Origin of the sequence: Aquipseudomonas alcaligenes NBRC 14159 (assembly GCF_000467105.1) — a bacterium.
Classification (GTDB): Bacteria; Pseudomonadota; Gammaproteobacteria; order Pseudomonadales; family Pseudomonadaceae; genus Aquipseudomonas; species Aquipseudomonas alcaligenes.
The window spans coordinates 155083-177310 of sequence record NZ_BATI01000005.1 but is presented as its reverse complement, the minus strand read 5'-3'; the positions used below and the strand labels follow the sequence as shown (position 1 = coordinate 177310).

The 22228-nt window shown below is 67.4% G+C and carries 28 protein-coding genes; 10 read left to right on the top strand and 18 right to left on the bottom strand.

Going from position 1 to position 22228, the window contains the following annotated elements:
• Positions 1–2 precede the first annotated feature (2 nt).
• The 7 genes from PA6_RS02990 to PA6_RS02960 all read right to left on the bottom strand — a co-directional run bounded on the left by PA6_RS02990 (position 3) and on the right by PA6_RS02960 (position 5383).
• Positions 3–404 (bottom strand): hypothetical protein, encoded by a 402-nt coding sequence (locus PA6_RS02990; protein ID WP_021699394.1) that lies wholly within the window; start codon positions 402–404, stop codon positions 3–5.
• Positions 405–473: 69 nt separating this feature from the next.
• Entirely contained in the window at positions 474–1160 is a 687-nt protein-coding gene (locus tag PA6_RS02985) for an SDR family oxidoreductase (protein ID WP_021699393.1), read from the bottom strand.
• 172 nt (positions 1161–1332) lie between these two features.
• Positions 1333–2382, bottom strand: a complete 1050-nt coding sequence (locus PA6_RS02980; protein ID WP_021699392.1) for an alkene reductase — start codon at positions 2380–2382, stop codon at positions 1333–1335.
• Positions 2383–2400: 18 nt separating this feature from the next.
• Complete coding sequence (locus tag PA6_RS02975) at positions 2401–3567, bottom strand: MFS transporter (protein WP_021699391.1); 1167 nt, start codon at positions 3565–3567, stop codon at positions 2401–2403.
• Between the two features lie 45 nt (positions 3568–3612).
• Positions 3613–3918 carry an ArsR/SmtB family transcription factor gene (locus tag PA6_RS02970; RefSeq protein ID WP_021699390.1) on the bottom strand — a complete coding sequence of 102 codons (306 nt, stop codon included), beginning with the start codon at positions 3916–3918 and terminating at the stop codon, positions 3613–3615.
• Between the two features lie 140 nt (positions 3919–4058).
• Positions 4059–4226, bottom strand: coding sequence for a rubredoxin (locus tag PA6_RS02965; RefSeq protein WP_021699389.1), 168 nt, complete (start codon positions 4224–4226; stop codon positions 4059–4061).
• Entirely contained in the window at positions 4223–5383 is a 1161-nt protein-coding gene (locus tag PA6_RS02960) for an alkane 1-monooxygenase (protein ID WP_021699388.1), read from the bottom strand. Before PA6_RS02960 ends, PA6_RS02965 begins: the two co-directional genes overlap by 4 nt.
• A gap of 123 nt (positions 5384–5506) precedes the next feature.
• Between PA6_RS02960 and PA6_RS02955 the strand changes: the two genes are divergently transcribed.
• Together PA6_RS02955 and PA6_RS02950 are read left to right on the top strand one after the other, a co-directional pair.
• The gene (locus PA6_RS02955) at positions 5507–6532 is read left to right on the top strand and encodes an AraC family transcriptional regulator (protein WP_021699387.1); all 1026 of its coding nucleotides are present in this window, start codon (positions 5507–5509) and stop codon (positions 6530–6532) included.
• A complete protein-coding gene (locus PA6_RS02950) occupies positions 6529–7095 on the top strand; it encodes an acyl carrier protein phosphodiesterase (protein ID WP_021699386.1) in 567 nt (188 codons plus the stop codon). Before PA6_RS02955 ends, PA6_RS02950 begins: the two co-directional genes overlap by 4 nt.
• A 79-nt stretch (positions 7096–7174) precedes the next feature.
• On the opposite strand, the gene PA6_RS02945 is transcribed toward PA6_RS02950, so the two are convergent.
• Positions 7175–7945, bottom strand: coding sequence for a lysophospholipid acyltransferase family protein (locus tag PA6_RS02945; RefSeq protein WP_021699385.1), 771 nt, complete (start codon positions 7943–7945; stop codon positions 7175–7177).
• Positions 7946–8114: 169 nt separating this feature from the next.
• On the bottom strand, positions 8115–8858 hold the full coding sequence (olsB, locus tag PA6_RS02940) for an L-ornithine N(alpha)-acyltransferase (protein WP_021699384.1): 744 nt from the start codon (positions 8856–8858) through the stop codon (positions 8115–8117).
• 137 nt (positions 8859–8995) lie between these two features.
• On the opposite strand from olsB, the gene PA6_RS02935 reads away from it, so the two are divergent.
• The 6 genes from PA6_RS02935 to PA6_RS02910 all read left to right on the top strand — a co-directional run bounded on the left by PA6_RS02935 (position 8996) and on the right by PA6_RS02910 (position 14136).
• Positions 8996–9874 carry an acyl-CoA dehydrogenase family protein gene (locus tag PA6_RS02935; RefSeq protein WP_021699383.1) on the top strand — a complete coding sequence of 293 codons (879 nt, stop codon included), beginning with the start codon at positions 8996–8998 and terminating at the stop codon, positions 9872–9874.
• Between the two features lie 132 nt (positions 9875–10006).
• Positions 10007–10792, top strand: a complete 786-nt coding sequence (locus PA6_RS02930; protein WP_021699382.1) for an oxygen-binding di-iron domain-containing protein — start codon at positions 10007–10009, stop codon at positions 10790–10792.
• Between the two features lie 78 nt (positions 10793–10870).
• Entirely contained in the window at positions 10871–11980 is a 1110-nt protein-coding gene (locus tag PA6_RS02925) for a serine hydrolase domain-containing protein (RefSeq protein WP_021699381.1), read from the top strand.
• Complete coding sequence (locus PA6_RS02920) at positions 11977–12306, top strand: hypothetical protein (RefSeq protein ID WP_021699380.1); 330 nt, start codon at positions 11977–11979, stop codon at positions 12304–12306. The genes PA6_RS02925 and PA6_RS02920 overlap by 4 nt, the downstream gene beginning before the upstream one ends.
• Positions 12307–12397: 91 nt before the next feature.
• A complete protein-coding gene (locus PA6_RS02915; protein ID WP_021699379.1) occupies positions 12398–12985 on the top strand; it encodes a YceI family protein in 588 nt (195 codons plus the stop codon).
• On the top strand, positions 12982–14136 hold the full coding sequence (locus PA6_RS02910; protein WP_021699378.1) for a phospholipase D-like domain-containing protein: 1155 nt from the start codon (positions 12982–12984) through the stop codon (positions 14134–14136). The genes PA6_RS02915 and PA6_RS02910 overlap by 4 nt, the downstream gene beginning before the upstream one ends.
• A 3-nt stretch (positions 14137–14139) precedes the next feature.
• Here the strand turns inward: PA6_RS02910 and PA6_RS02905 are convergent, their stop codons facing one another.
• The 6 genes from PA6_RS02905 to PA6_RS02880 all read right to left on the bottom strand — a co-directional run bounded on the left by PA6_RS02905 (position 14140) and on the right by PA6_RS02880 (position 18532).
• The gene (locus PA6_RS02905) at positions 14140–14736 is read right to left on the bottom strand and encodes a cytochrome c3 family protein (RefSeq protein WP_021699377.1); all 597 of its coding nucleotides are present in this window, start codon (positions 14734–14736) and stop codon (positions 14140–14142) included.
• A 7-nt stretch (positions 14737–14743) separates the two neighbouring features.
• Positions 14744–15220, bottom strand: a complete 477-nt coding sequence (locus tag PA6_RS02900; protein WP_021699376.1) for a nitrate reductase cytochrome c-type subunit — start codon at positions 15218–15220, stop codon at positions 14744–14746.
• 11 nt (positions 15221–15231) lie between these two features.
• A complete protein-coding gene (napA, locus tag PA6_RS02895) occupies positions 15232–17736 on the bottom strand; it encodes a nitrate reductase catalytic subunit NapA (protein ID WP_021699375.1) in 2505 nt (834 codons plus the stop codon).
• Positions 17733–17993 carry a chaperone NapD gene (locus PA6_RS02890; RefSeq protein ID WP_021699374.1) on the bottom strand — a complete coding sequence of 87 codons (261 nt, stop codon included), beginning with the start codon at positions 17991–17993 and terminating at the stop codon, positions 17733–17735. Before PA6_RS02890 ends, napA begins: the two co-directional genes overlap by 4 nt.
• A gap of 13 nt (positions 17994–18006) precedes the next feature.
• Positions 18007–18162 carry a periplasmic nitrate reductase, NapE protein gene (napE, locus tag PA6_RS02885; RefSeq protein ID WP_021699373.1) on the bottom strand — a complete coding sequence of 52 codons (156 nt, stop codon included), beginning with the start codon at positions 18160–18162 and terminating at the stop codon, positions 18007–18009.
• Positions 18163–18238: 76 nt separating this feature from the next.
• Positions 18239–18532 carry a hypothetical protein gene (locus PA6_RS02880; RefSeq protein ID WP_043216182.1) on the bottom strand — a complete coding sequence of 98 codons (294 nt, stop codon included), beginning with the start codon at positions 18530–18532 and terminating at the stop codon, positions 18239–18241.
• A gap of 260 nt (positions 18533–18792) precedes the next feature.
• Here PA6_RS02880 and PA6_RS02875 point away from each other — a divergent pair, with 260 nt between their 5' ends.
• Entirely contained in the window at positions 18793–19071 is a 279-nt protein-coding gene (locus PA6_RS02875) for a transcriptional repressor (RefSeq protein WP_021699371.1), read from the top strand.
• A 13-nt stretch (positions 19072–19084) separates the two neighbouring features.
• Here the strand turns inward: PA6_RS02875 and yddG are convergent, their stop codons facing one another.
• Complete coding sequence (gene yddG, locus PA6_RS02870; RefSeq protein ID WP_021699370.1) at positions 19085–19996, bottom strand: aromatic amino acid DMT transporter YddG; 912 nt, start codon at positions 19994–19996, stop codon at positions 19085–19087.
• Positions 19997–20097: 101 nt separating this feature from the next.
• On the opposite strand from yddG, the gene PA6_RS02865 reads away from it, so the two are divergent.
• Positions 20098–20844, top strand: coding sequence for an SIR2 family NAD-dependent protein deacylase (locus PA6_RS02865; RefSeq protein ID WP_255209906.1), 747 nt, complete (start codon positions 20098–20100; stop codon positions 20842–20844).
• Here the strand turns inward: PA6_RS02865 and PA6_RS02860 are convergent, their stop codons facing one another.
• Together PA6_RS02860 and PA6_RS02855 are read right to left on the bottom strand one after the other, a co-directional pair.
• A complete protein-coding gene (locus tag PA6_RS02860; RefSeq protein ID WP_021699368.1) occupies positions 20845–21147 on the bottom strand; it encodes a hypothetical protein in 303 nt (100 codons plus the stop codon).
• Between the two features lie 14 nt (positions 21148–21161).
• Positions 21162–22154 (bottom strand): TerC family protein, encoded by a 993-nt coding sequence (locus tag PA6_RS02855; RefSeq protein WP_021699367.1) that lies wholly within the window; start codon positions 22152–22154, stop codon positions 21162–21164.
• Between the last annotated feature and the right edge of the window lie 74 nt (positions 22155–22228).

Below are 22228 nucleotides of genomic sequence, written 5' to 3'. Positions count from 1 at the left end.
TGTCAGAGGCCGCCCAGCAGGTCGTAGGAGTCGAGCAAGCGGTAGGCGATCTCCGGCTGGCGCTCCAGGCCGCGGCGAATGGCGGCGGGGATAGCCTGGCGGGTCTTGCGGCACAGGCCCGGGTGCTCGGCGATCTGGATGGCGATGCCGCGCATGCTGCGCACTTCGTTGAAGCCCGGTGCCACCTCCACGCGAATGCCCAGTTGCTGCTGCATGCGCTGCTGCAGGTGGCGCAGGTCGTCGAGGTCGCGCAGGTTCTCCAGGCGCTCCAGCAGGCGCTTCTCCTCGCTGCGGTTGAGCAGCAGGATGCGCAGGTCCGCGCCGGGCGTTTCCAGCAGCTGGTCGCGGCTGCAGTCACAGGCGCCGGGCGGGCAGGGTGGGCGTAGTGGAGGCGGGTTGATCATGGGGTGTGATCATAGCCAGGTCGGGGTGCTTTCCGACAAGAGCCGGCTGACGAACCGGTGCCGCCTTGTCTACCAGGGCAGCGGCAGCTGCTGGTAGTCGAGAAAGTGGCAGCCGTCGGCATCGAGATGCGCCTCGATGGTGGCGAGCAGGCCGGCGACGCTGGTTTCGACCTCCAGCGCCGCCTGGTCGCCGCCCATCTCGGTGCGCACCCAGCCGGGGTGCAGGGCCAGCAGGCAGGCCTGGGGGCGTTCGCTGGAGCGGTGCCAACTCTGCAGCAGGCTGTTCAGCGCGGCCTTGCTGGCGCCATATAGCGGCATTTCGGCAGAGCGGGCCAGGGCGACGCTGCCCATCTGCGAACTCATGCAGGCGATCACGCCACCGGCGCGTAGCCGATGCGCCAGTTGCCTGGCCAGGCGGATCGGCGCGACGGCATTGGTGAGAAACAGGGTGGCGACCTCATCGGCGCTGATCTGCGCCACGTCCTGATGCTCTGGCCCGAGGATGCCGGCATTGAGCAGCAGGATATCCAGCGGCTGGGCCGGCAACGCCGCCGCGATGTGCTGCGCGGCATCCGGGCGGGTCAGGTCGCAGGTGATCAGCACCAGGCGTTCGGGATGTTGCTGTTGCAGTTGGTCGAGGGCTGCGTTGCCCGCGCGGCGCGCGACGGCGTAAACCTTGTCGCCGCGTGCCAGGCAGGCGCGGGTGAGGCCCAGGCCGATGCCGCGCGAGGCGCCGGCTATCAGTACGTTGTGCATGGTGTTCTCCGTGTTGGTCCGGCTCATGGCCAGTGCGGCCGCAGGGACCGGCCCTGAAGGAGTTGAGTGAGCGGCTCGCCGAGGCCCGGCGCGATAAGCCGCCGATGGCGAGGGATGCGCTTGGCGAAACCAATGGAAAGCCCCGATCGCGGGGCTTTCCATGGCAGCCGGCTTACAGGCGCGGGTAGTCGATGTAGCCGACCGGGCCCTGGGCGTAGAACAGCTCGGGGCGCGGCTCGTTGAGCGGGGCGTCCTGAGCCAGGCGTTCGACCAGGTCGGGGTTGGCGATGAAGGGGATGCCGAAGGCCACGGCGTCGGCCTTGCCTGCGGCCAGCCAGGCGTTGGCCTGCGCCTTGGTGAAGCGCTCGTTGGCGATCACCAGGCCGCCGAACTGCTCCTTGAGGTAGGGCGTCAGGCTGTCTTCGCCTTCCCGCTCGCGGGTGCAGATGAAGGCCACGCCGCGCTTGCCCAGCTCGCGGGCCACATAGCCGAAGGTCTCGCGCGGGTTGGCGTCGCCCATGTCGTGGGCGTCCTGGCGCGGCGCCAGGTGCACGCCGACGCGGTCGGCGCCCCACACGGAGATGGCGGCATCGGTGACTTCCAGCAGCAGGCGCGCGCGGTTCTCCACGGAGCCGCCGTACTGGTCGTTGCGCTGGTTGGTGCTGCTCTGCAGGAACTGGTCGAGCAGGTAGCCGTTGGCGCCGTGGATCTCCACGCCGTCGAAGCCGGCGGCCTTGGCATTCTCGGCGCCGTGGCGGTAGGCCTCGACGATCTCGGCGATCTCCTCGGTTTCCAGGGCACGCGGGGTGACGAATTCCTTGATCGGGCGCACCAGGCTGACATGCCCGGCCGGCTTGACGGCGCTGGGCGCCACTGGCAGCTCGCCGTTCAGGTAGACGGGGTCGGAGACCCGGCCGACGTGCCACAGCTGCAGGAAGATGCGCCCGCCGTTGGCGTGCACGGCGCGGGTGATGTTGAGCCAGCCGCGCACCTGGTCCTCGGACCAGATGCCGGGGGTGTCCGGGTAGCCGACGCCCATCGGGGTCACCGAGGTGGCTTCGCTGAGGATCAGGCCGGCCGAGGCGCGCTGCACGTAGTACTCGGCCATCAGGGCGTTGGGCACGCGTCCTGCGTCGGCGCGGCAGCGGGTCAGCGGGGCCATGATGATGCGGTTGGGCAGTTGCAGGCTGCCAAGCTTGAGCGGATCGAACAGGGTGGTCATGGTGCGGTCTCCAGTGGGTCAGTCCAGCAGGGGTTCGGCGGCTGGGGTGCTGCCGAGGGAAGTCGTGAGCAGGGCGGCGAGCAGGGCCAGGGCGGCCAGCGCGGCAGCGGCCAGGGGCACACTGGTAAGGCCCAGGCCCTGGCCGATCACCAGGCCGCCGACCCAGGCACCGAGGGCGTTGCCCAGGTTGAAGGCGCCGATGTTGAGGGTGGCCACCAGGTTGGGGGCGGCCTGGCCGAAGTTCATCACGTTGACCTGCAGGGCCGGCACGGCGGCGAAGGCGGCCATGGCCCAGAGCAGCAGATTGATCTCCAGCGGAACCAGCAGCGGGCTGCTCCAGCGCACCAGCGAGGAGAGCAGGGCCAGGGTCAGCAGGATGCCGGCCAGCGCGGTGGCCAGGTTCCAGTCGGCCAGGCGGCCACCGATCAGGTTGCCCAGGGTCAGGCCGACGCCGATCAGCAGCAAGGTCCAGGTGATGCCGCGCGGCGACACGCCGGTGACCTCGCCGAGCAGCGGGGCGATGTAGGTGAACAGAGCGAACACGGCGGCGGAGAACAGCACGGTGGTGCTCAGCGCCAGCCAAAGCCCGGCGCCGCGCATGGCGGCCAGCTCGCCGCGCAGGTCGGCCGGCTCCTGCTGCTGATTGTTCGGCAGCACGCGCCACAGGCCGATAAAGGCGATCACGCCGATCGCGGTCACCGCCCAGAAGGTCGAGCGCCAGCCGGCGTACTGGCCCAGCGCGGTACCCAGCGGCACGCCGAGCACATTGGCCAGGGTCAGGCCGGTGAACATCAGGGCCACGGCCGAGGCCTTGCGGTTCTCCGGCACCAGGCTGGCGGCGACCACCGAGCCGATGCCGAAGAAGGCGCCGTGGCAGAGCGCGGTGACCACCCGTGCGACCATCAGCAGCTCGTAGTCGGCGGCAGTGGCGCACAGCAGGTTGCCGATGACGAAGATGCCCATCAGGCCGAGCAGGGCCAGCTTGCGTGGCCAGTTGGCGGTGACCAGGGCCATGAACGGCGCGCCCAGGGCCACGCCCAGCGCGTAGCCGGTCACCAGCCAGCCGGCGCCGGGGATGGATACGCCGAGGTCAGCGGCCACCTCGGGCAGCAGGCCCATGATGACGAATTCCGTGGTGCCGATGGCAAACGCGGACAAAGCGAGGACGAGAAGCGGTAACGGCATGGGGCCGGCTCCTGAAACGAATCGGTGATGGAAGGGCCCGTGGGCTCAGAGTTGTTGGTCGAGGCTTCTCAGGAAGGCCTGGATGACGGCCTCGTTACGCTTGAAGAAGCTCCACTGGCCGACCTTGCGACAGGTCACCAGGCCGGCGCGCTGCAGCGTTGCCAGGTGCGCCGAGACGCTCGACTGGGACAGGCCGCAGCGCTCGAACTTGCCGGCGCACACGCCCAGTTCCAGCGGGTGGTCCTGGTCGGCGAAGTGCTTTTCCGGCTCCTTCAGCCACTGCAGGATTTCGCGGCGCACCGGGTGGGCCAGGGCTTTGATGATTTCGTCGAGGTCGATGGAGTCGGACATGGCGGCGGACTGCGCGTATCGGATTGAGGCGAACTGTATATCGGGCTTTCCCGATACGCAGATCGTTTGTTCCGATAGCGACTATCGACGCTGCTGATGGGCAGGCCGCGAGCCTGCGCGTGGCTCGCGGCCGGGGTGGGTCATTCGGCCAGCGGCTCGAACTCGTCCTTCACCCGGATCGCGCAGTCCGGGCAGGCGAAGTCGTCCGGCAGGGCGTCCCACGGCGTGCCGGCCGGGTAGCCCTGGTGCGGCTCGCCGCGGGCTTCGTCGTAGCAGTAGCCGCATTCCGGGCAACGGTAGCGGCTCATGCGGCGTGCTCCTGCAGGCCGTAGCGGCGCATCAGGCGCTCGCGCAGGCCCGGCTGGAAGTTGATGCGCGCCGCATCGCCCTGCACTGCCGCGATCAGCCGCGGGTTCATCAGGCGGAACCACAGGGGCGGCACGTAGGCCAGCAGGTACATGCCGAAGTAGCCGCTGGGCAGGCGCGGCAGGTCGGGGAAGTTGCGCAGCGACTGGTAGCGCCGGGTCGGGTGGGCGTGGTGGTCGGAATGGCGCTGCAGGTGGAACAGCGCCCAGTTGGAGAACAGGTGGTTGCTGTTCCACGAATGGTGCGGCTGGCACACCTCGTAGCGGCCATTTTCCAGCTTGCGCCGCAGCAGGCCGTAGTGCTCCAGGTAGTTGGCCGAGGTCAGCTGGAAGGCGCCCCAGAAGGCGCTGAGCAGCAGGAACGGCAGGATCTGCCAGCCCAGCGCGGCCACCAGCGCGCCGTACAGCGCCAGGCTGATCAGCGCCGGCTGCAGCACTTCGTTGTCCAGGCTCCAGGGACTCTTGCCGCAGCGCGCCAGGCGTTCGCGCTCCAGCTGCCAGGCACGGCGGAAGCCGCCCGGCATTTCGCGCAGGACGAAACGGTAGATCGACTCGCCCATGCGCGACGAGGCCGGGTCGACCGGCGTCGCCACATCGCGGTGATGACCGCGGTTGTGTTCGATGTAGAAGTGCCCGTAGCAGGCCGGCGCCAGCGCCAGCTTGGCCAGCCAACGCTCCAGGGTGCTCTTCTTGTGGCCCATCTCGTGGCCCAGGTTGATGGCGAAACCCAGGCCGCCACCGGTGTTGATGATCATCGCCAGCAGGCCGGTTGCGCTCAGCGGCTGGCTGGCGACGAATACGCAGATGGCGATGAACGAGGCCCACAGCACCGGCACCAGCAGGTAGGTGATCCAGCGGTAGTAGGGATCGGCTTCCAGCGCCGGCACTTCGGACTCCGGCGGGTTGCTCGGGTCCTCGCCGATCAGCGCGTCCAGCAGCGGGATGCCGAAATAGAAGAACAGCGGCGACAGCCACAGCCAGAATTCGCTGGGCGACACCAGCAGGTACAGCGCCGGGCCGATCAGCCCGAGGATGGGAACGAACAGCGACAGCAGCCACAACGGGCGCTTGTGGTCACGGTAGGGCAGGGCGATTTCCATGTTGTTCTCTCCGAGGTTCTACGACCTGTGGCCAGCATGGACCGCATTGGTGTTGCGCAGAACCGTTGAGATGGGCAGAAAATCGTCTTATGGTGACAGCTGAGCATCGCGCCGGAAGCCGCCATGGAACCCAGCCTCGTCCCGCTGCAACCCTGCCTGCACCCGATCTACGCCCGTCTGCTGTGCGCGGCGCTGCGCCAGCGCGGCTTCACCGAGGACGACATCCTCAGCGGTACCGGGCTGGACTGGCAACACCTGCACCGCGACAACCGCCCGCTCAACTTCGCCCAGGTGCAGCGCCTGGTGCGCCGTGCCATCGTACTCACCGACTGTCCCTGGCTGGGCCTGGAGGTGGGCTGCGCCACGCCGGTATCGGCCCATGGCCCGGTGGGCTACGCCGCGGCGCTGTGCCCGGACCTGCGTGGCGTGCTGCAGGTGCTGGAGCGCTTCAGCGTGCTGCGCCTGTCCAGCCTGCGCCTGTCCGGTGGCGTGGAGGGCGAGCGCTACCGCATTCGCGTCGATGAGCTGTTCGACCTGGGCGATGTGCGCGAGCACATCCTCACCAGCCTGGCCGGGGTCTGCCTGCGCCTGCTGGAGGCGGTGTGCGGCGGCCTGCCGGAAGGCCGCCTGGAGTTCGCCTTTCCCTTCGCCGAGCCGCCCTGGGGGGCGCGCTACCGCGAGCTGCTGGGGCCGCACGTGAGCTTTGCCGCTGAGGCGTGCAGCGTCTGCCTGCCGCTGGCCTGGCTCGACCGGCCGAGCCTGAGCGCCGATGCCCAGGCCGCGCGCATCGCCCTGCGCGACTGCGAGCATCAGCTGCTCGGCACCCGCCACGGCGGCGACTGGACCAGCAAGGTGCAGCTGCGCCTGCTGGCCTGCAGCGGCAGCTACCCGACCCTGGAGCAGCTGGCCGAGGAGTTCCACCTGTCCGAGCGTACCCTGATCCGCCGCCTGCGCGAGGAGGGCGCGCACTACCAGCTGCTGCTCGACGAGGTGCGCCAGGAGCTGGCCTGCTGGCTGCTGCAGAACACCGAGCTGAGCGTCGAGGCGGTGGCCGAGCGCTTGGGTTATCGCGACACCAGCAACTTCAGCCGCACCTTCCGCCGCTGGCTGGGCATGACCCCCAATGCCTGGCGCAGGGCGGCCGCATGAACTACCTGGCGCACCTGCACCTGGGCGGCGACAGCCCGGCGCAGCTGCTTGGCAGCCTGTACGGCGACTTCGTCAAGGGGCCGCTGGCGGGGCGCTTTCCGGCCGATCTCGAAGCGGCCATCCGCCTGCACCGGCAGATCGACGCCTTCACCGACCGCCACCCGCTGGTCGAGCAGGCGCGGGCGCGCTTTCCCGCCGAACGGCGGCGCACTTCGGGCATCCTGCTGGACCTGTTCTTCGACCATTGCCTGGCGCGCGACTGGGCGGACTACCACGCTGAACCACTGCCGCAGTTCACTGGCCGGGTCTATGAGGTGCTGGCGGCCCAGCGCGAACTGCCCGAGCGCCTGGCCTTCATCGCCCCGCGCATGGCGGCGCAGGACTGGCTGGGCAGTTACCGCGAGTTCGCCGTGCTTGAGCAGGTGATCGGTGGCATGAGCCGGCGCCTGTCGCGGCCGCAGCTGCTGGCCGGCGCCATGCAGGAACTGGAGCGGCTGTACCAGCCGCTCAGCGATGACTTCCGCGAGTTCTATCCGCAGTTGCAGGTGTTTGCCAGATCCTAGGGTGGATGACGCACCCTTACGCCGCCCGGTGGATCGGTGAAGCGTGATCCACCCTACGGCGGCAGTAAACCGCACGCCATCAGGCCGCCTGCGACTGCTCCTGCGGCTCGCCAAACAGCGCCACCTGCACCGCCCGCTGCGCCTGGCGAGCCAGGGCGTTGCGCTCCTGGCCGTGACTGGCGATCGGGGTAAGCAGCTGGATTTCGACCACCGCGCGCTCGGCACGAAAAAGCCGTAGCAGGTGCGAGGGCAGGTCGTCGTCGCCGATAAAGGGGGCGATGAGGTCGATCTCGTCATCGCGCCGGTAGCGGATCGCCACCGGCTGCAGCGGCACGCCGGCCTCGATGGCACCGGTCAGCAGGCGGCCGTGGAAGGTGCGTACCTGCTGGCCGTCAGTGGTGGTGCCCTCGGGGAAGATCAGCAACTGGCGCCCGGCTTCCAGGTGACGGTGCAGCTGGCGCGCCAGCAGTGTGCTGTCGCCCGAGCCTCTGCGGATAAACAGGGTGCCAGCCTTGTGCGCCAGCCAGCCGGCCAGCGGCCAGGTACGCACTTCGGCCTTGGACAGGAAGGAGATCGGCAGCAGCTGGCCGAGCAGCGGGATGTCGGTCCACGACACATGGTTGCCGACCCAAAGGTGCGGGCCCTGTGGCAGCTCGCCGCGTACTTCGACGTCGAAGGGCAGGGCGCCGCTCAAGCGGGCGAGGAACCAGCGGGTCAGGCGCTGGCGCAGCGCCATCAGGTCGTGCCGATACAGGCGCTCGGCGACGGCCACAACGCTGGCCAGGGCCATGCCCAGCAGCAGCACCGCTGCCAGCCGGGCCAGGCGCAAGTAGAGACGAAGTCGGTTCATTATTGCTCTCGTGTGAGGGAACAAGAGCCGGAAACCTGTTTCGGGCTCTTGAGCTAGAGCCAGGCAAGGCGAAATGGGGCGAGGGCGCGGAGTTTACGAGCTGTAAATGAGCAGCCCGAGCACCATTTCAACGCAGCATGGCCGACGATCAAGAGATCCGAGACAGGTTTCACACGGCGGCCTTGAAGTGACGGGCGTAGCGCGGACACAGCTCGTCGCGCTTGAGCAGGATGAACACGTCGGCCACCTGGAAGTCGCGGTCCCAGCACGGTTCACCACAGACCTTGGCGCCCAGGCGCATGTAGGCCTTGAGCAGCGGCGGCATCTCGGCGATGACGTTGCCCGGCAGGTCCATGGCCGGCAGCGGGGTGCGCGGTTCGGCGCGCAGGTTCTCGGTGCACAGGTGGCGTTCGCGCAGGCGCTGCATGATCGCCTGGGCCTGGACGCCGCCGTCCTGCATGGGGATGCTGGCGCAGCCCATCAGGTAGCGGTAGCCGCCTTCGTTGAGCACGTCGGCCAGCTCGCTCCACAGCACCGCGATGGTGCCGCCGTTGCGGTAGGCCGGGTCGACGCAGGTGCGGCCGATCTCCAGCAGCGGCCCTTCGAGGTGGGCCAGGCCATGCAGGCTGAACTCTTCCTCGCTGTAGAAACGGCCGAGGCTGGCGGCGGCCTGATGGTCGAGCAGGCGGGTGGTGGCCACCAGCTTGCCGCTGTTCAGATCGCGCACGCCGATGTGGCGGCAGTGCGGGTCGTAGTCATCCATGTCCAGGCCCAGCTCGGCGCCTTTCAGCTTTGCATCGAATTCGCTGCTGAACACGGCGTAGCGCAGGGTCTGGGCCTCGCGCAGCGCATCCGGGCCGATCAGGCGCTCGGCATGCAGGCGGCGTTCGGCAGTTCGGGCGATCTGGGTCATCGATTAGCCTCCGTGAGCCAGCCTGCTATGGGTTGCGGCCGGTCGATGTTGTTGGGCAAGCTCAGGCTAGGAACACCCGGTGTCACCTCCATGAACATTTGGTGATGCTTGCGTGACAGACGACGAGGACTTTTGTGATGCCCTGGCAATCTCTGCTGGAAACCCGTGACCGCCTGCCGGCCGGGCCCCTGGATGACTGGTATGCCGCGCTGCTGGGGCGGGCGGGCGATAGCAGCCCGTTTGCCCTGGCGGTGCTCGGCGGCTGCCTGGCGGCCACGCCGGGGCTGGCCTTCCTGGCCGGTTACCAGGGCGCCTTGCGCGCGTTGTGGCCGGCGGCGCCGCGCAGCCTCGGCGCGCTGTGCGTCACCGAGAACCGCAGCTCGCGTCCGGCCGATCTGCACACCCGCCTGGACGGGCTGCACCTGTCCGGGCGCAAGGACTTCGTCACCGCCGCCGAGGCCGCCGACTGGTTGCTGGTGGCGGCGCGCAGCGAGGAGCAGGGCGCCCCGCGTCTGGCCGTGGGCGTGGTGCGCAGCGGTGCGCCGGGCGCGCGCATCGAGCCACTGCCGGCGCTGGCCCTGATGCCGGACATCGGCCATGCCCGCCTGCACCTGGACAATGTGTTGTGCGAACTGTTGCCGGGCGATGGCTGGGACAGTTACGTCAAACCCTTCCGCAGCATCGAGGACCTGCATGTGCTGGCCGCGATCACCGCCTGGCTGTACGGCATCGGGCGCGATGGCGGCTGGCCGGCGGCGCTGCGCCTGCGCCTGCTGGCACTGATCGGTGGTTGCGCCGAAGTGGCGCGACACAGCGCCAGCGAGCCGGTCACCCATCTGCTGCTGGCCGGCTTGTTCGCCCAGTTCGAGGCGCTGCGGCCGGAAGTGGACGCCGCCATCGGCGCCGGAGCGGAGTCCTGGGCCGCGCTGTGGACGCGCGATTGCAACCTGCTGGCGGTGGCCCGCTCGGCGCGCGACAAGCGCCTGGAGAAGGCGGCCGCCGCGCTGGGCTTCTAGGGCCTGTTCGTGGTCCGCAAGCCAGGCCCTAGAGCTGTCGCGCAGTCGCCACTCACTCTCGTTTGATCCAGGTCAGTATGTTTGTCGCTGCCTGCGCCTAAGCTCGCGTCGCTCTGTTATCCCGAGGTTTCCATGCGCCGCGAGCCCATCGTGCTGTTCGACAACGGTACCCACCAATGCCTGATGTTCGATGACCTGGTCAGCGGCGAGGGTGTGCAGTCCAACCAGTTCCTGATCACCGACCACGAGCAGTACCTGCTGCTCGATCCGGGCGGCGACCTGACCTACACCCCACTGTCGCTGGAGCTGTCCAAGCACATCCCGGTGCAGGCACTGACCTACATCTTCGCCTCGCACCAGGACCCGGACATCATCGCCTCGCTGGACAAGTGGCTGCTGCACACCCGGGCGCGGGTGATCTGCTCCAAGTTGTGGGCGCGTTTCCTGCCGCACCTGACGGCCAACTACCTGGCCCTCAGCCACGGCATCTGCACCTACGACCGCATCATCGCGCTGCCCGATCGCGGCCAGTCGATCCCGCTCGGCAACTGCCAGCTGAAGGCCGTGCCGGCGCATTTCCTGCACTCGGTGGGCAACTTCCAGCTGTACGACCCGGTGAGCAAGATCCTCTTCTCCGGCGACATGGGCGCCTCGATGGTCGACGACGCCAGCCCGGTCCAGGACTTCGCCGCCCACGTCCCCAGCATGGCCGGTTTCCATCGGCGCTACATGGCCAGCAACAAGGCCTGCCGCTTCTGGGCGCAGATGGTGCGCGAGATGGACGTGGCGATGATCGTGCCGCAGCACGGCCGGCCCTTTGTCGGTCCCCAGATGATCAATGCCTTCCTCGACTGGATCGAGCAGCTGGAGTGTGGCCTGGACCTGATGACCCAGCAGGACTACCGCCTGCCGGATTGAGCGCAGCGCCCGCGACGCTGTTGTTCGTCACCCCCGCCGTGCTAGCGTCGGCTCCTCTCCGAAATGTGAGCGAGCCCGATGCCCCTTGCCCTGTTGCGTCGCACCCTGGTCGCCGGCTGCCTGCTGGCCGCCGGCCCCCTGGCTGCGCAGAGCTGGCCGATGCCCGAGTGGAACAGCCAGCCCAGCGCCGTCACCCCCGCCCTGCAGGCCCTCGAGGCCTATGCCTTTCCGGCGCGCGACGATGCCACCCGCGCCGGTGTGCGCAGCGATGCGCTGCTGGTGATCAAGGATGGCGTGATCGTCTACGAACGTTACGCCGCGCCGACGACCGCGCAGACCCCGCATCTGACCTGGTCGATCAGCAAGAGCCTGTTCGCCAGCGTGCTCGGCGTCGCCTATGGCGAAGGACGCTTCAAGCTGGACGATACGGTGGCCAAACACTATCCGCCGTTCGCCGCGCACCCCGACGTGAAGCTCGGCCACCTGCTCAACTGGGCATCGGGCCTGGACTGGCAGGAGGACTACGAATACGCACCGCTGAGGTCCTCGGTGGTGGCCATGCTCTACACCCGTGGCCGTGGCGACATGGCGGCCTTCACCGCCGAGCATGCGCTGGGCGCCATCCCCGGCACGCGCTTTCGCTATTCCAGCGGTGACAGCAACGTGCTCGGCGCCAGCCTGAAGTCGATGGTCGGCGAGCAGGCCTATGCGAACTATCCCTGGAGCGCGCTGTTCGAGCCGCTGGGCATCACTTCGGCCGTGTGGGAGCGCGATGCCAGCGGCACGTTCGTCGCCTCTTCCTATGCCTACCTGAATGCCCGCGACCTGGGCCGTGTCGGCCTGCTGATGCAGCGCGACGGCCGCTGGGGCGAGCGCCAGCTGCTGCCGCCGAGCTGGGTGGCGTTCAACCGCACGCCGTTCGCCAACTACCGGCCCGACCCGCAGAAGCCGGGCGAGGCCGTGCCGGGTGGCCAGTGGTGGCTCAACGCGACGCTGGAGGGCTCGGCCAGTCCCTGGCCGGACGTGCCGGACGATGCCTTTGCCGCGCTCGGCCACTGGGGGCAGGGGCTCTACGTGCTGCCGACGCAGAAACTGGTGGTGGTGCGCTATGCCGATGACCGTGACGGCAGCTACAGCCACAACGAACTGCTCAAGCGCGTGCTGAATGCCTTCGGAGAACAGCCATGATCCGCCGTCGTCCTTTCCTTTCGGCCTTTCTCCTGCTGCTGGTCGGCCTTGCCCTGCTGGCCTGGAGCAACCGCGTGCATCTGGCTTCCTTCCCCGGCATCGTCGGTGGCTACTCGGCCAAGGAGTACTGCTCCTGCCGCTATGTCAGCGGCAACCCGGCCGAGTACTGCGCCGGCTACGTCAAGCTGTACCTGCCGCTTAGCGCCTTCCATGACGACGCCGAGCGCAAGCGGGTGACCGCCAGGGGCCTGGGCAGCAGCCAGACCTCCGCCTGGCTGGATGCGCGCCAGGGCTGCCAGCTGCAGAGCCAGGCCGATCCGCTCTGATAGCGCCTGCCACACGCTGCAACCGTCCGCTGTTTGGCAAGGCTGCCGTGGGCCGCTATCGTTGCGCTCAAACCGCAATACAAGTGAGCCCATGGTCAAGCCTCTTTCCCTTTTCAGCGGCGTGCTGCTGGCCGCCTGCATGAGCCTGCCGGCGCAGGCCGACTGGTATCTGGACAACGAGTCCTCGCGCCTGTCCTTCATCTCCACCAAGGCCGGCAACCTCTCCGAGGTGCATCGCTTCCTCACCCTGCATGGCCGTATCGACGCCAAGGGCGCTGCGCGCCTGCGCGTCGAAATGGAGTCGGTGAGCACCGGCATTCCGGTGCGCGACGAGCGTCTGCGCAGCCTGCTGTTCAAGACGAAGGAATTTCCTGACGCACACATCATGGCCCAGCTCAACCTGGCGCCGATTACCGACCTGGCCCCGGGTGCCCAGCTGGAAATCAGCCTGCCGGTACAGGTGGAGATTCGCGGGCGCAAACACGCCTACATGGCCGAACTGCTCGCCACCCGTCTGGATGACCGGCGCTTCCAGGTGGTGACCCTGGCGCCGCTGGTGCTGCATGCCGAGCATTTTGGTCTGGAGGAGGGCGTCGAGGCGCTGCGCAAGGTCGCCAGGTTGTCCAACATCAGCCTGTCGGTCCCGGTCGGCGCGGTGATGATTTTCACCTCGCGATGAGCGGCACCATCTTCCCCTGGAAGGCGGCCAACCGCTTCGAGCTGTTGGTGGATGGTCCGGCCTTCATGCCGGCCATGCTCGCCGACATCGACGCGGCCGAGCGCCTGGTGCTGCTCGAGCTGTATCTGGTGGAGGATGGGTTGTGCACGGCGGCGCTGGTGGAGGCGCTGTGCGCCGCCGCCGGCCGTGGGGTCCAGGTCTGCTGCCTGTTCGACGGCTTCGGCAGCCTGGGTTTCAGCCGTGCCTCGCGTGAGCGCCTGGCCTTGGCCGGGGTGCAGCTGCGCCAGTACAACCCGCTGCGCTGGCGCCGGGGGCTGCACAACCTGTACCGCGATCACCGCAAGCTGCTGGTGGTCGATGAACGCTGTGCCTATGTCGGCGGCACCGGTGCCACCGATCAGTTCTGGACGCCCGCGCCCGGCGATTACTGGCACGAGGTGATGGTGCGCATCGAAGGCGTGCTGGTGGCGCACTGGCGCCTGCTGTTCGAGCACCAGTGGCTGGCCTGCGAGGGCCGCAGCCCCTGGAAGCCTGGCCATGCCCAAGGCCTGGCGCACCTGCCGCCCTGTCCGCCGGCCGGCGTCGGCATGGGCCGGGTGGCATACGCCGACTCCAGCCAGCACCTGGACATCGTCCAGTCGCTGCTGCGCAGCATCGGCCATGCCAAGCAGCGGGTATGGCTGGCCACGCCCTACTTCCTGCCCAGCCGCAAGGTGCGGCGCTTCCTGATGCGGGCTGCGGCGCGCGGGGTGGAGGTGCGCCTGCTGCTGACCGGGCGCAACACCGATCACCCGCCGGTGCGCTATGCCGGTCAGCGCTACTATCCGCGCCTGCTCAAGGCCGGGGTGCGTATCTTCGAATACCAGCCGCGCTTCCTGCATCTGAAGATGGTGCTGGTGGATGACTGGGTCAGCGTCGGTTCGTGCAATTTCGATCACTGGAACCTGCGCTTCAACCTGGAAGCCAACCTGGAAGCCCTCGATGCACAGCTGACCAGCGCAGTGGCGGACAGCTTCATTGCCGACTTCCAGCAGAGCCGCGAGATCACCCTCGAAGACTGGCAGCGCCGACCGCTGCTCAAGCGCATCCAGCAGCGCCTGTGGGGCTGGCTGGACCGCCTGGTGGTGAACCTGCTCGATCGCCGCCGCTGAGTGCTACCAGCCAGGCACGCCGCTCATGTCCGGCAGCTTGTGGGCGATGCCCTTGTGGCAGTCGATGCAGGTGGCCTGGCCGCTGGCCAGGGCGGTGGAGTGCATCTCGCGTGCCCGCGGGCTCTGCCGGGTGAAGTCCATGAAGTCGAAGCCGTGGCAGTTGCGGCATTCCAGCGAGTCGTTGGCCTTGAGCCGCGCCCATTCGTGCTCGGCCAGTTCGCGGCGCTTCTGCAGGAACTTGTCGCGGGTGTTGATGGTGCCGAAGATCTTGCCCCAGACCTCCTTGGACGCCTGCATCTTGCGCGCGATCTTGTCCGTCCACTGGTGCGGCACGTGGCAGTCCGGGCAGGTGGCGCGCACGCCCGAGCGGTTGCTGTAGTGGATGGTGTCCTGCAGCTCGACGTACACGTTGCTTTCCATTTCATGGCAGGAGATGCAGAACTGCTCGGTGTTGGTCGCTTCCAGGGCGGTGTTGAAGCCGCCCCAGAAGACGATGCCGGCGATGAATCCGCCAAGGGTGAGGAACCCCAGGCTGTAGTGCACGCTGGGGTGGCGCAGGATGTGCCAGTAACCGCTGAGCCAGGCAAACAGGGCTTTCATGGACACCTCACTGGGTCTGGCCGGCGCGCTGCACTTCGTCCTGCAGCAGCTGGTCGATGGTGCGGAAGTCGTTGCCCACCAGCGGCTTCACCTCCTTCTGCGGCACGTGGCACTGGGTGCAGAAGTAGCGCCGTGGCGAGACGGCGGCCAGGGGTTGGCCGTCGCGGTCCATGTAGTGGGTGATGCTGATCATCGGCGCCTGGGTCTTGGCGCTGCCCGCGCGGCTGTGGCAGGTCAGGCACTTGTTGCCGTTCTTGTCGACCTGGTAGCCACGGATGGCGTGGGGAATGGTCGGTGGCTGTTCGGGGTAGTTGCGCTCGCGCTTGATGTCCTTGTTCTCGTCCTCAGCCAGCGGCGGCGCCGGCAGTTCCTGGCTGATCGTGCCGCCGGGGCGGCGGCCATCGGGTGCGGGGGCGTCCAGCGGGTAGTCGGCGGCCTGGGCGAGGCTCGCCAGGAACACCAGCAGCAGGGGCAGGCTTCTCATGATCGGGCTCCTCAGGCCAGGCTGACCAGTTCGATGCGCACCGCGCACTTCTTGTAGTCGGTCTGCTTGGAGATAGGGTCGGTGGCGTCCAGGGTGACCTTGTTGATCAGCTTGTTGGCATCGAAGAAGGGCACGAACACCAGCCCGCGCGGTGGCTTGTTGCGCCCGCGCGTCTCGATGCGCGCGCGCATTTCGCCGCGTCGGCTGATCACCTTCACCTCGCTGCCGCGCCGCGCCTTGAGCTCACGGGCGTCGTCCGGATGCATGTACACCAGGGCATCCGGCACGGCGCGGTACAGCTCGTCGACGCGCTGGGTCATGCTGCCGGTGTGCCAGTGCTCCAGCACCCGGCCGGTGCTGAGCCAGAACGGGAAGTCCTTGTCCGGTGCCTCGGCCGGCGGCTCATAGGGCAGGGCGAAGATGATCGCCTTCTTGTCCGGGTAGCCGTAGAACTGCACGCCGCTGCCTTTTTCCACGTAGGGATCGTGCCCCTCGCGGTAGCGCCAGCGGGTTTCCTGGCCATCCACCACCGGCCAGCGCAGGCCGCGGGCCTCGTGGTAGGTGTCGAAGGGCGCCAGGTCGTGACCATGGCCGCGGCCGAACGCGGCGTATTCCTCGAACAGGCCCTTCTGTAGGTAGAAGCCGAAGGCCGCTGCCTCGTCGTTGGCGTAGCCGGCGGCCAGATCGCTGCTGGGGAACTGGTCGACCTGGCCGTTCCTGAATAGCACCTCGAACAGTGTCTTGCCCTTGAGCTGCGGCGCCTTGGCCAACAGCTCGGCGGGCCAGACCTCGTCGGTGGTGAAGTATTTGGCGAACTCCACCAGTTGCCACAGGTCCGAGCGGGCATCACCGGGCGCCTTGACCAGTTGGTGCCAGAACTGGGTACGCCGTTCGGCGTTGCCATAGGCGCCTTCCTTCTCCACCCACATGGCGCTGGGCAGGATCAGATCGGCGGCCTGGGCCGAGACGGTGGGGTAGACGTCGGAGACGATGACGAAGGCCTCCGGGTTGCGCCAGCCCGGCAGTACCTCCTGCATGATGTTGGGGCCGGCCTGCATGTTGTTGCAGACCTGGGTCCAGTACACCTTGAGCACGCCATCCTTGAGCATGCGGCTCTGCTGCACGGCATGGAAACCGGGCTTCTCCTGAATGGTGCCGGCGGGCACTTTCCAGATCTTCTCGGCGGTGGCGCGGTGCTTGGGGTTGGCCACCAGCATGTCCGCCGGCAGGCGGTGGGAGAAGGTGCCGACCTCGCGCGCGGTGCCGCAGGCCGAAGGCTGACCGGTGAGCGAGAAGGGGCTGTTGCCCGGCTCGCTGATCTTCCCGGTGAGCAGATGGATGTTGTAGATCAGGTTGTTGGCCCACACGCCGCGGGTGTGCTGGTTGAAGCCCATGGTCCAGAACGACACCACCTTGCGCTTGGGGTCGGCATACAGCTCGGCCAGCGCCTTGAGGCGCTCGGCCGGCACTCCGGATTCCTCGGCGGCGCGCTCCAGGCTGTAGGGTTTGACGAAGGCGGCGAACTGCTCGAAGGAGATGTCGCTCCAGGTATTGGCATTGGCGGCGTTCTTCGCCTTCTGCTCCAGCGGGTCGGTGGGGCGCAGGCCGTAGCCGATGTCGTCGGCGCCCTTGGCGAAGCGGGTGTGGCGGTTGACGAAATCCTGGTTCACCGCGCCGGACTGGATGATGTGGTTGGCGATGTAGTTGAGGATGATCAGGTCGGTCTGAGGCTTGAACACCATGGGGATGTCGGCCAGGTCGAAGCTGCGGTGCTCGAAGGTCGACAGCACCGCCACCTTGACCTGCGGCTGGCTGAGACGGCGGTCAGTGACCCGGCTCCACAGGATCGGGTGCATCTCGGCCATGTTCGAGCCCCACAGCACGAAGCTGTCGGTGGCCTCGATGTCGTCGTAGCAGCCCATCGGTTCGTCCATGCCGAAGCTGCGCATGAAGCCCATCACCGCCGAGGCCATGCAGTGGCGGGCGTTGGGGTCGATGTTGTTGCAGCGCAGGCCGGCCTTCATCAGCTTGTTGGCGGCGTAGCCTTCCCACACCGTCCACTGCCCGGAGCCGAACATGCCGACGGCTTCTGGGCCGTGCGCCTTGAGCGCGGCCTTGGTCTTCTCGGCCATGATGCTGAAGGCCTGCTCCCAGCTCACCGGCTGGAACTCGCCCTGCTTGTCGTACTGGCCGTTCTTCATGCGCAGCAGCGGCTGGGTCAGGCGGTCGCTGCCATACATGATCTTCGACAGGAAGTAGCCCTTGGCGCAGTTCAGCCCGCGGTTGACCTCGGCCTTGATGTCGCCGTGGGTCGCCACCACGCGGCCGTCGCGGGTCGCCACCATCACGCCGCAGCCGGTGCCGCAGAAGCGGCACGGCGCCTTGTTCCAGTCGAGGGAGGTGAGGTCGGCGTCGGTGAGCAGGTTGCTCGCCGCGCTGGTCAGCGGCATACCGGCGGCCAGGGCGGCGATGGCGGCCGCCTGGGCCTTGGCGAATTCGCGGCGGGTCAGCTTCATCGGGCTTCTCCTTCAGCGTCGAGGCGTTCGTGATAGATCAGCGCGGCGCCGAGCACGCCCGGCAGCTGCTGGATGGCATGCAGGCGCTCGAGCACGGTCGCCTCGTCCTGCGCCTCGACGACCACCACCAGCTTGCCGCTGGGGCTGCTCTGGTGCAGTTCGAGGTCGGGCAGGCGCGCCAGGTTGGCACGCAGGGCGGCCAGCTGATCCGGATGGCAGTGCACCAGCAGGCTGGCGATGTGCAGGACGTCGTCCATGGCCACGCCCCGGCTAACCGGGTGGCCCCGGCGGCCCGGCGAAGATCTGAATGATCCAGACCAGGAAGCCGTAGCCGCCGACGATGGCGACGGAGAGGATGGGGAACAGGAAGATCACCAGGAACAGGAACAGCCTGGTTTCCTTGGCTTTGCTCACGGTATCGGACATTCCGGCACTTCTCGGCTGGTGCGGATGTCCTGAAGACTAGACCCTGCTGTTCATGAGGGCAAAAGCCCGGCGCCGATCAGCGACAGAGGACGATCATGGTCCGGCTGGAAAAGCCGGCCGGGTTGAGGCCGAAGGCGAAGTCTGCCGGGTCGTCCTCGGCGCTCTGGTCCTGGCCCGCCTTGGCGATCACCTTGTAGCCCTTGGGGCCGCAGGCGCGCGCGGCCTTGTCTTCGCACTGCTGCCAGCTGGAGGTGAGTCCCGAGCAGTTGATGTTGAGGCCCTTGCGGCCCTTCTTTTCGTACGTCTTGGCAGTTGCGGAACAACCGGCGACCAGCGCCAGCGTGATCATCAGCAGTACAAGCCTTTTCATCTCTTTCCCCACGGGCTTGTCTGTTATCGGCGGCAATGCCGCCACCCCTTGCAATGGCTCCGGCGGTGGTGCAGCTCTTTGTGTCGAGTCGCTGCTTGCACCCTGTCTGGCAGTAAGGCCGGGGGTCGAGAAATAGCACAAAGGGTGGGTCGTGTGCGAGACAAAAAAGTTGCATTTTTCTTGCAGTTTTCCGGTCTTCGTTCGTCTTGATAAGCAGGTCTTGCCGACAAGACGCGAATCAAGTGCACAGGGAGAGTGGCATGGACGCAAACGAGCGCCGGCAATTGCGCAAACTGTTGCAGGGAGCCGGACTGAAGGTGAGCCTGGTACGGCTGAAGATTCTCGACGTGCTGCAGCGCAGTGAGCGGGGGCTGCGCTCGCGGGAGCTGCATGAGCGGCTGCGCCTGGCCGATGAGCAGATCTCCGTGCTCAGCGTGCGCCAGGTGCTCAGCCGTCTGCTGGCCTGTGGGCTGGTGACGCGCGATGACGAGGGGCTGTATCGCCTGCACCGTTCGCCGCCGGTGGCGCTGGCCGGCTGAGCGGGCGGGCGCTTCAGTCGGACGCCGCGGCGCCGCTCTCGCGGGTCGCCAGCCAGCACAGCAGCGAACCGCCGATCACCATCGCCACCCCCTGCCAGAACGAGACGCCCAGCGGCGTTGCCAGCCAGAGCATGGCGAACAGCGCCGAGAGCACCGGGGTGAAGTACGAGGCGCTGGCCATCAGCGTCAGGTTGCCGCGCAGGATGCCCAGGTTCCACAGCGCATAGCCGCCCGCCATGGCTGCCCCGGCCGCGAGCAGTTCCAGGCTGGCCGGCAGGCTGAAAACCAGCGGTGCCCGTTCGCCGGCCAGGTACTTGAGCCACAGCGAGGCCGCCACCAGGATGAAGAACAGCACCACGCCGTTACTGCCCTCGGCATAGCGCTTGGTCACGTTGCAGTACAGCCCCCAGAGCACCGCGCCGGAGAATGCCAGGGCGTAGGCGAGCGGATTGCTGGCGGCGTTGGTCAGCGTCTGCTGCAGGGAAATCGACTGCTCGCCGCTGGCCACCCAGACGATGCCGAGCAATGCCAGGGCAATGCCCGGCACGATCGGCCAGCGGGCCCGCTGGCCGTTCATGGCGATGGCCAGGAGGATGGTGAAGCATGGCCACAGGTAGTTGATCACGCTCAGCTCGATGGCCTGCATGCGGTTGTCGGCAAAGCCCAGCGACAGCGCCAGGCACCACTCATAGGCGACGAACAGCAGGCTGCCGAGCAGCAGATAGGCGCGCGGGAAGCCGCGCAGGCGCGGGCGCCCGAGCAGCAGCGTGAGCAGGATGGCGCCGACCGTGTAGATCAGCGCTGCGCCGCCGACGGCGCCGAAGTGTTCGCTGACGCCGCGGATCAGCCCGACGATGGTGCTCCACAGCACGATGGCCATAAGGCCGCACAGGGTTGCCGCATTGCGGCTCAGGGAGGGGGACATGCTGGCTCCGGGGCGGTGCAGGATTCTGGAGGGCTGGGCCAGTGCTGCAAAATGCGGCTGGCATGGCGACAATGCAGGCTGACTTTTACCGCGAGCCTGCCATGATCGCCGAAGCACTGCGCAATTGTCGTCACCTGCTGGTGTTCAGCGGTGCCGGCGTATCCGCCGAAAGCGGCATTGCCACCTTCCGTGATGCGCTGACCGGCCTGTGGGCGCGCTTCGATCCGGCGCGGCTGGCCACGCCCGAGGCGTTCGTGGCCGACCCCGAGCTGGTCTGGGGCTGGTACGAGTGGCGTCGCCAGCAGGTGTTGCGGGCCGCGCCGAATGCGGCGCACCGGGCGATTGCCGAGCTGGCGAGGCGGGTGCCGCGGCTGACCCTGGTGACCCAGAATGTCGACGACCTGCACGAGCGTGCCGGCAGCCAGGCGGTGATTCATCTGCACGGCAGCCTGCATGCGCCGCGCTGCTTCGATTGCGCGGCGCCTTACGCGGGGCTGGACACGGAGTTGAGCGAGCCGGAACAGGGCCGGCGCCTGCCACCTCCACATTGCGGGGTCTGTGGCGGGCGAGTGCGTCCGGGTGTGGTGTGGTTTGGTGAGGCGCTACCGCAGCTGGCGTTACAGCGCGCCTTCGCGGCCGCGGCGGAATGCGACCTGCTGCTGTCGGTCGGCACCTCGGGGTTGGTCTATCCCGCCGCGCAGGTGCCGCAGATCGCTCTGTGCAACAGCGCTCAGGTGGTGCACATCAACCCGCAGCCAGTGATCAGCAACAGCCCCCGAGAACATAGCGTTCTGGGGGCTGCCGGAGTGGTGCTGCCGCACCTGTTGCATGCGGCGTTTGCTGGCTGATCAGGTTTCTACCGTGGTCTGGCCAGGCTGTTCCGCGCCTTGTGCCGGCGCTTCCTGCTCGGGCTTCGGCTGCGCCTGGTCCATGAACTGGCGAGTGCTTTCCTGAGCCTTGTCGACCTTCTCGTTGAGCTGCTCGACCTGCTGGTCGAACTCCTTGAGGGTCTCGCCCAGGCTCTCGCGAGCGGTTTCCACGGCGGCTTCCTCGACCTTCTTGGTGAAGCTCTCGGCGGCCTGTTCGGCGCTGTCGCAGCCGGCCAGAGCAAGCATGCCCAGGCCCAGCAGCATAGGTTGGTAAGCATTCATATGCGGTCCTCCGATCAGGATTCGAGCTTGTGAGCGGGCTGGTTGCGGGTCTTCCACAGCGACAGCAGCACACCACCGGCCAGCAGGCCCACGGTCACGCTCAGCGATATCTCGGCGGGGATCTTGCCGACGATGTCGTGCAGGAAGATCTTGCCGCCGATGAACACCAGCACCAGGGCCAGGGCGTACTTCAGGTAGGTGAAGCGGTGGATCATCGCGGCCAGGGCGAAGTACAGGGCGCGCAGGCCGAGAATGGCGAAGATGTTCGAGGTGTAGACGATGAACGGGTCCTGGGTGATGGCGAAGATCGCCGGCACGCTGTCCACGGCGAACACCAAGTCGGCCAGCTCGATCAGGATCAGCGCCAGGAACAGCGGCGTCACCCACAGCTTGAGCTTGCCGCTGGCATCCGGCTGGCGCACGAAGAAGCGCTGTTCGTGCAGGCGGTCGGTCACCGGCAGGTGGTTGCGCAGCCAGTTGACGAAGCGGTTCTTCGACAGGTCCGGCTCGTCGTCGACCTTGGAGAACAGCATCTTCACGCCGGTCAGCAGCAGGAAGGCGCCGAACACGTAGAGGATCCAGTCGAACTCGCTGATCAGCGCGGCACCCAGGCCGATCATGATCGCGCGCAGGACGATCACACCCAGAATGCCCCAGAACAGCACGCGGTGCTGATAGCGGCGCGGGATGGCCAGGAAGCTGAAGATCAGGGCGATCACGAAGACGTTGTCCATGGACAACGATTTCTCGATCAGGAAGCCGGTGAGGTAATCCATGCTGGCGTCGCCGCCTTTCTGGAAGAACACCCAGACGGAGAACAGCAGACCCATGGAGATGTAGCCGGCGGACAGCATCAAGCTTTCCTTGACGCCGATTTCGCGCTCATCGCGATGCAGCACCCCGAGGTCGAAGGCCAGCAGGGCGATTACTACAGCGAAGAACGAGAGCCACAGCCAGGTGGCGGTGCCGAGGAAGTCGGCGAGGAGAAACGTTTCTAGGGTGCTCATGAGCCCCTCCTTTCAGTCGTAGTTGTACCAACTATGACTCCGACATGGCGGCTGCAAACCGTCAGAGGGGCCCG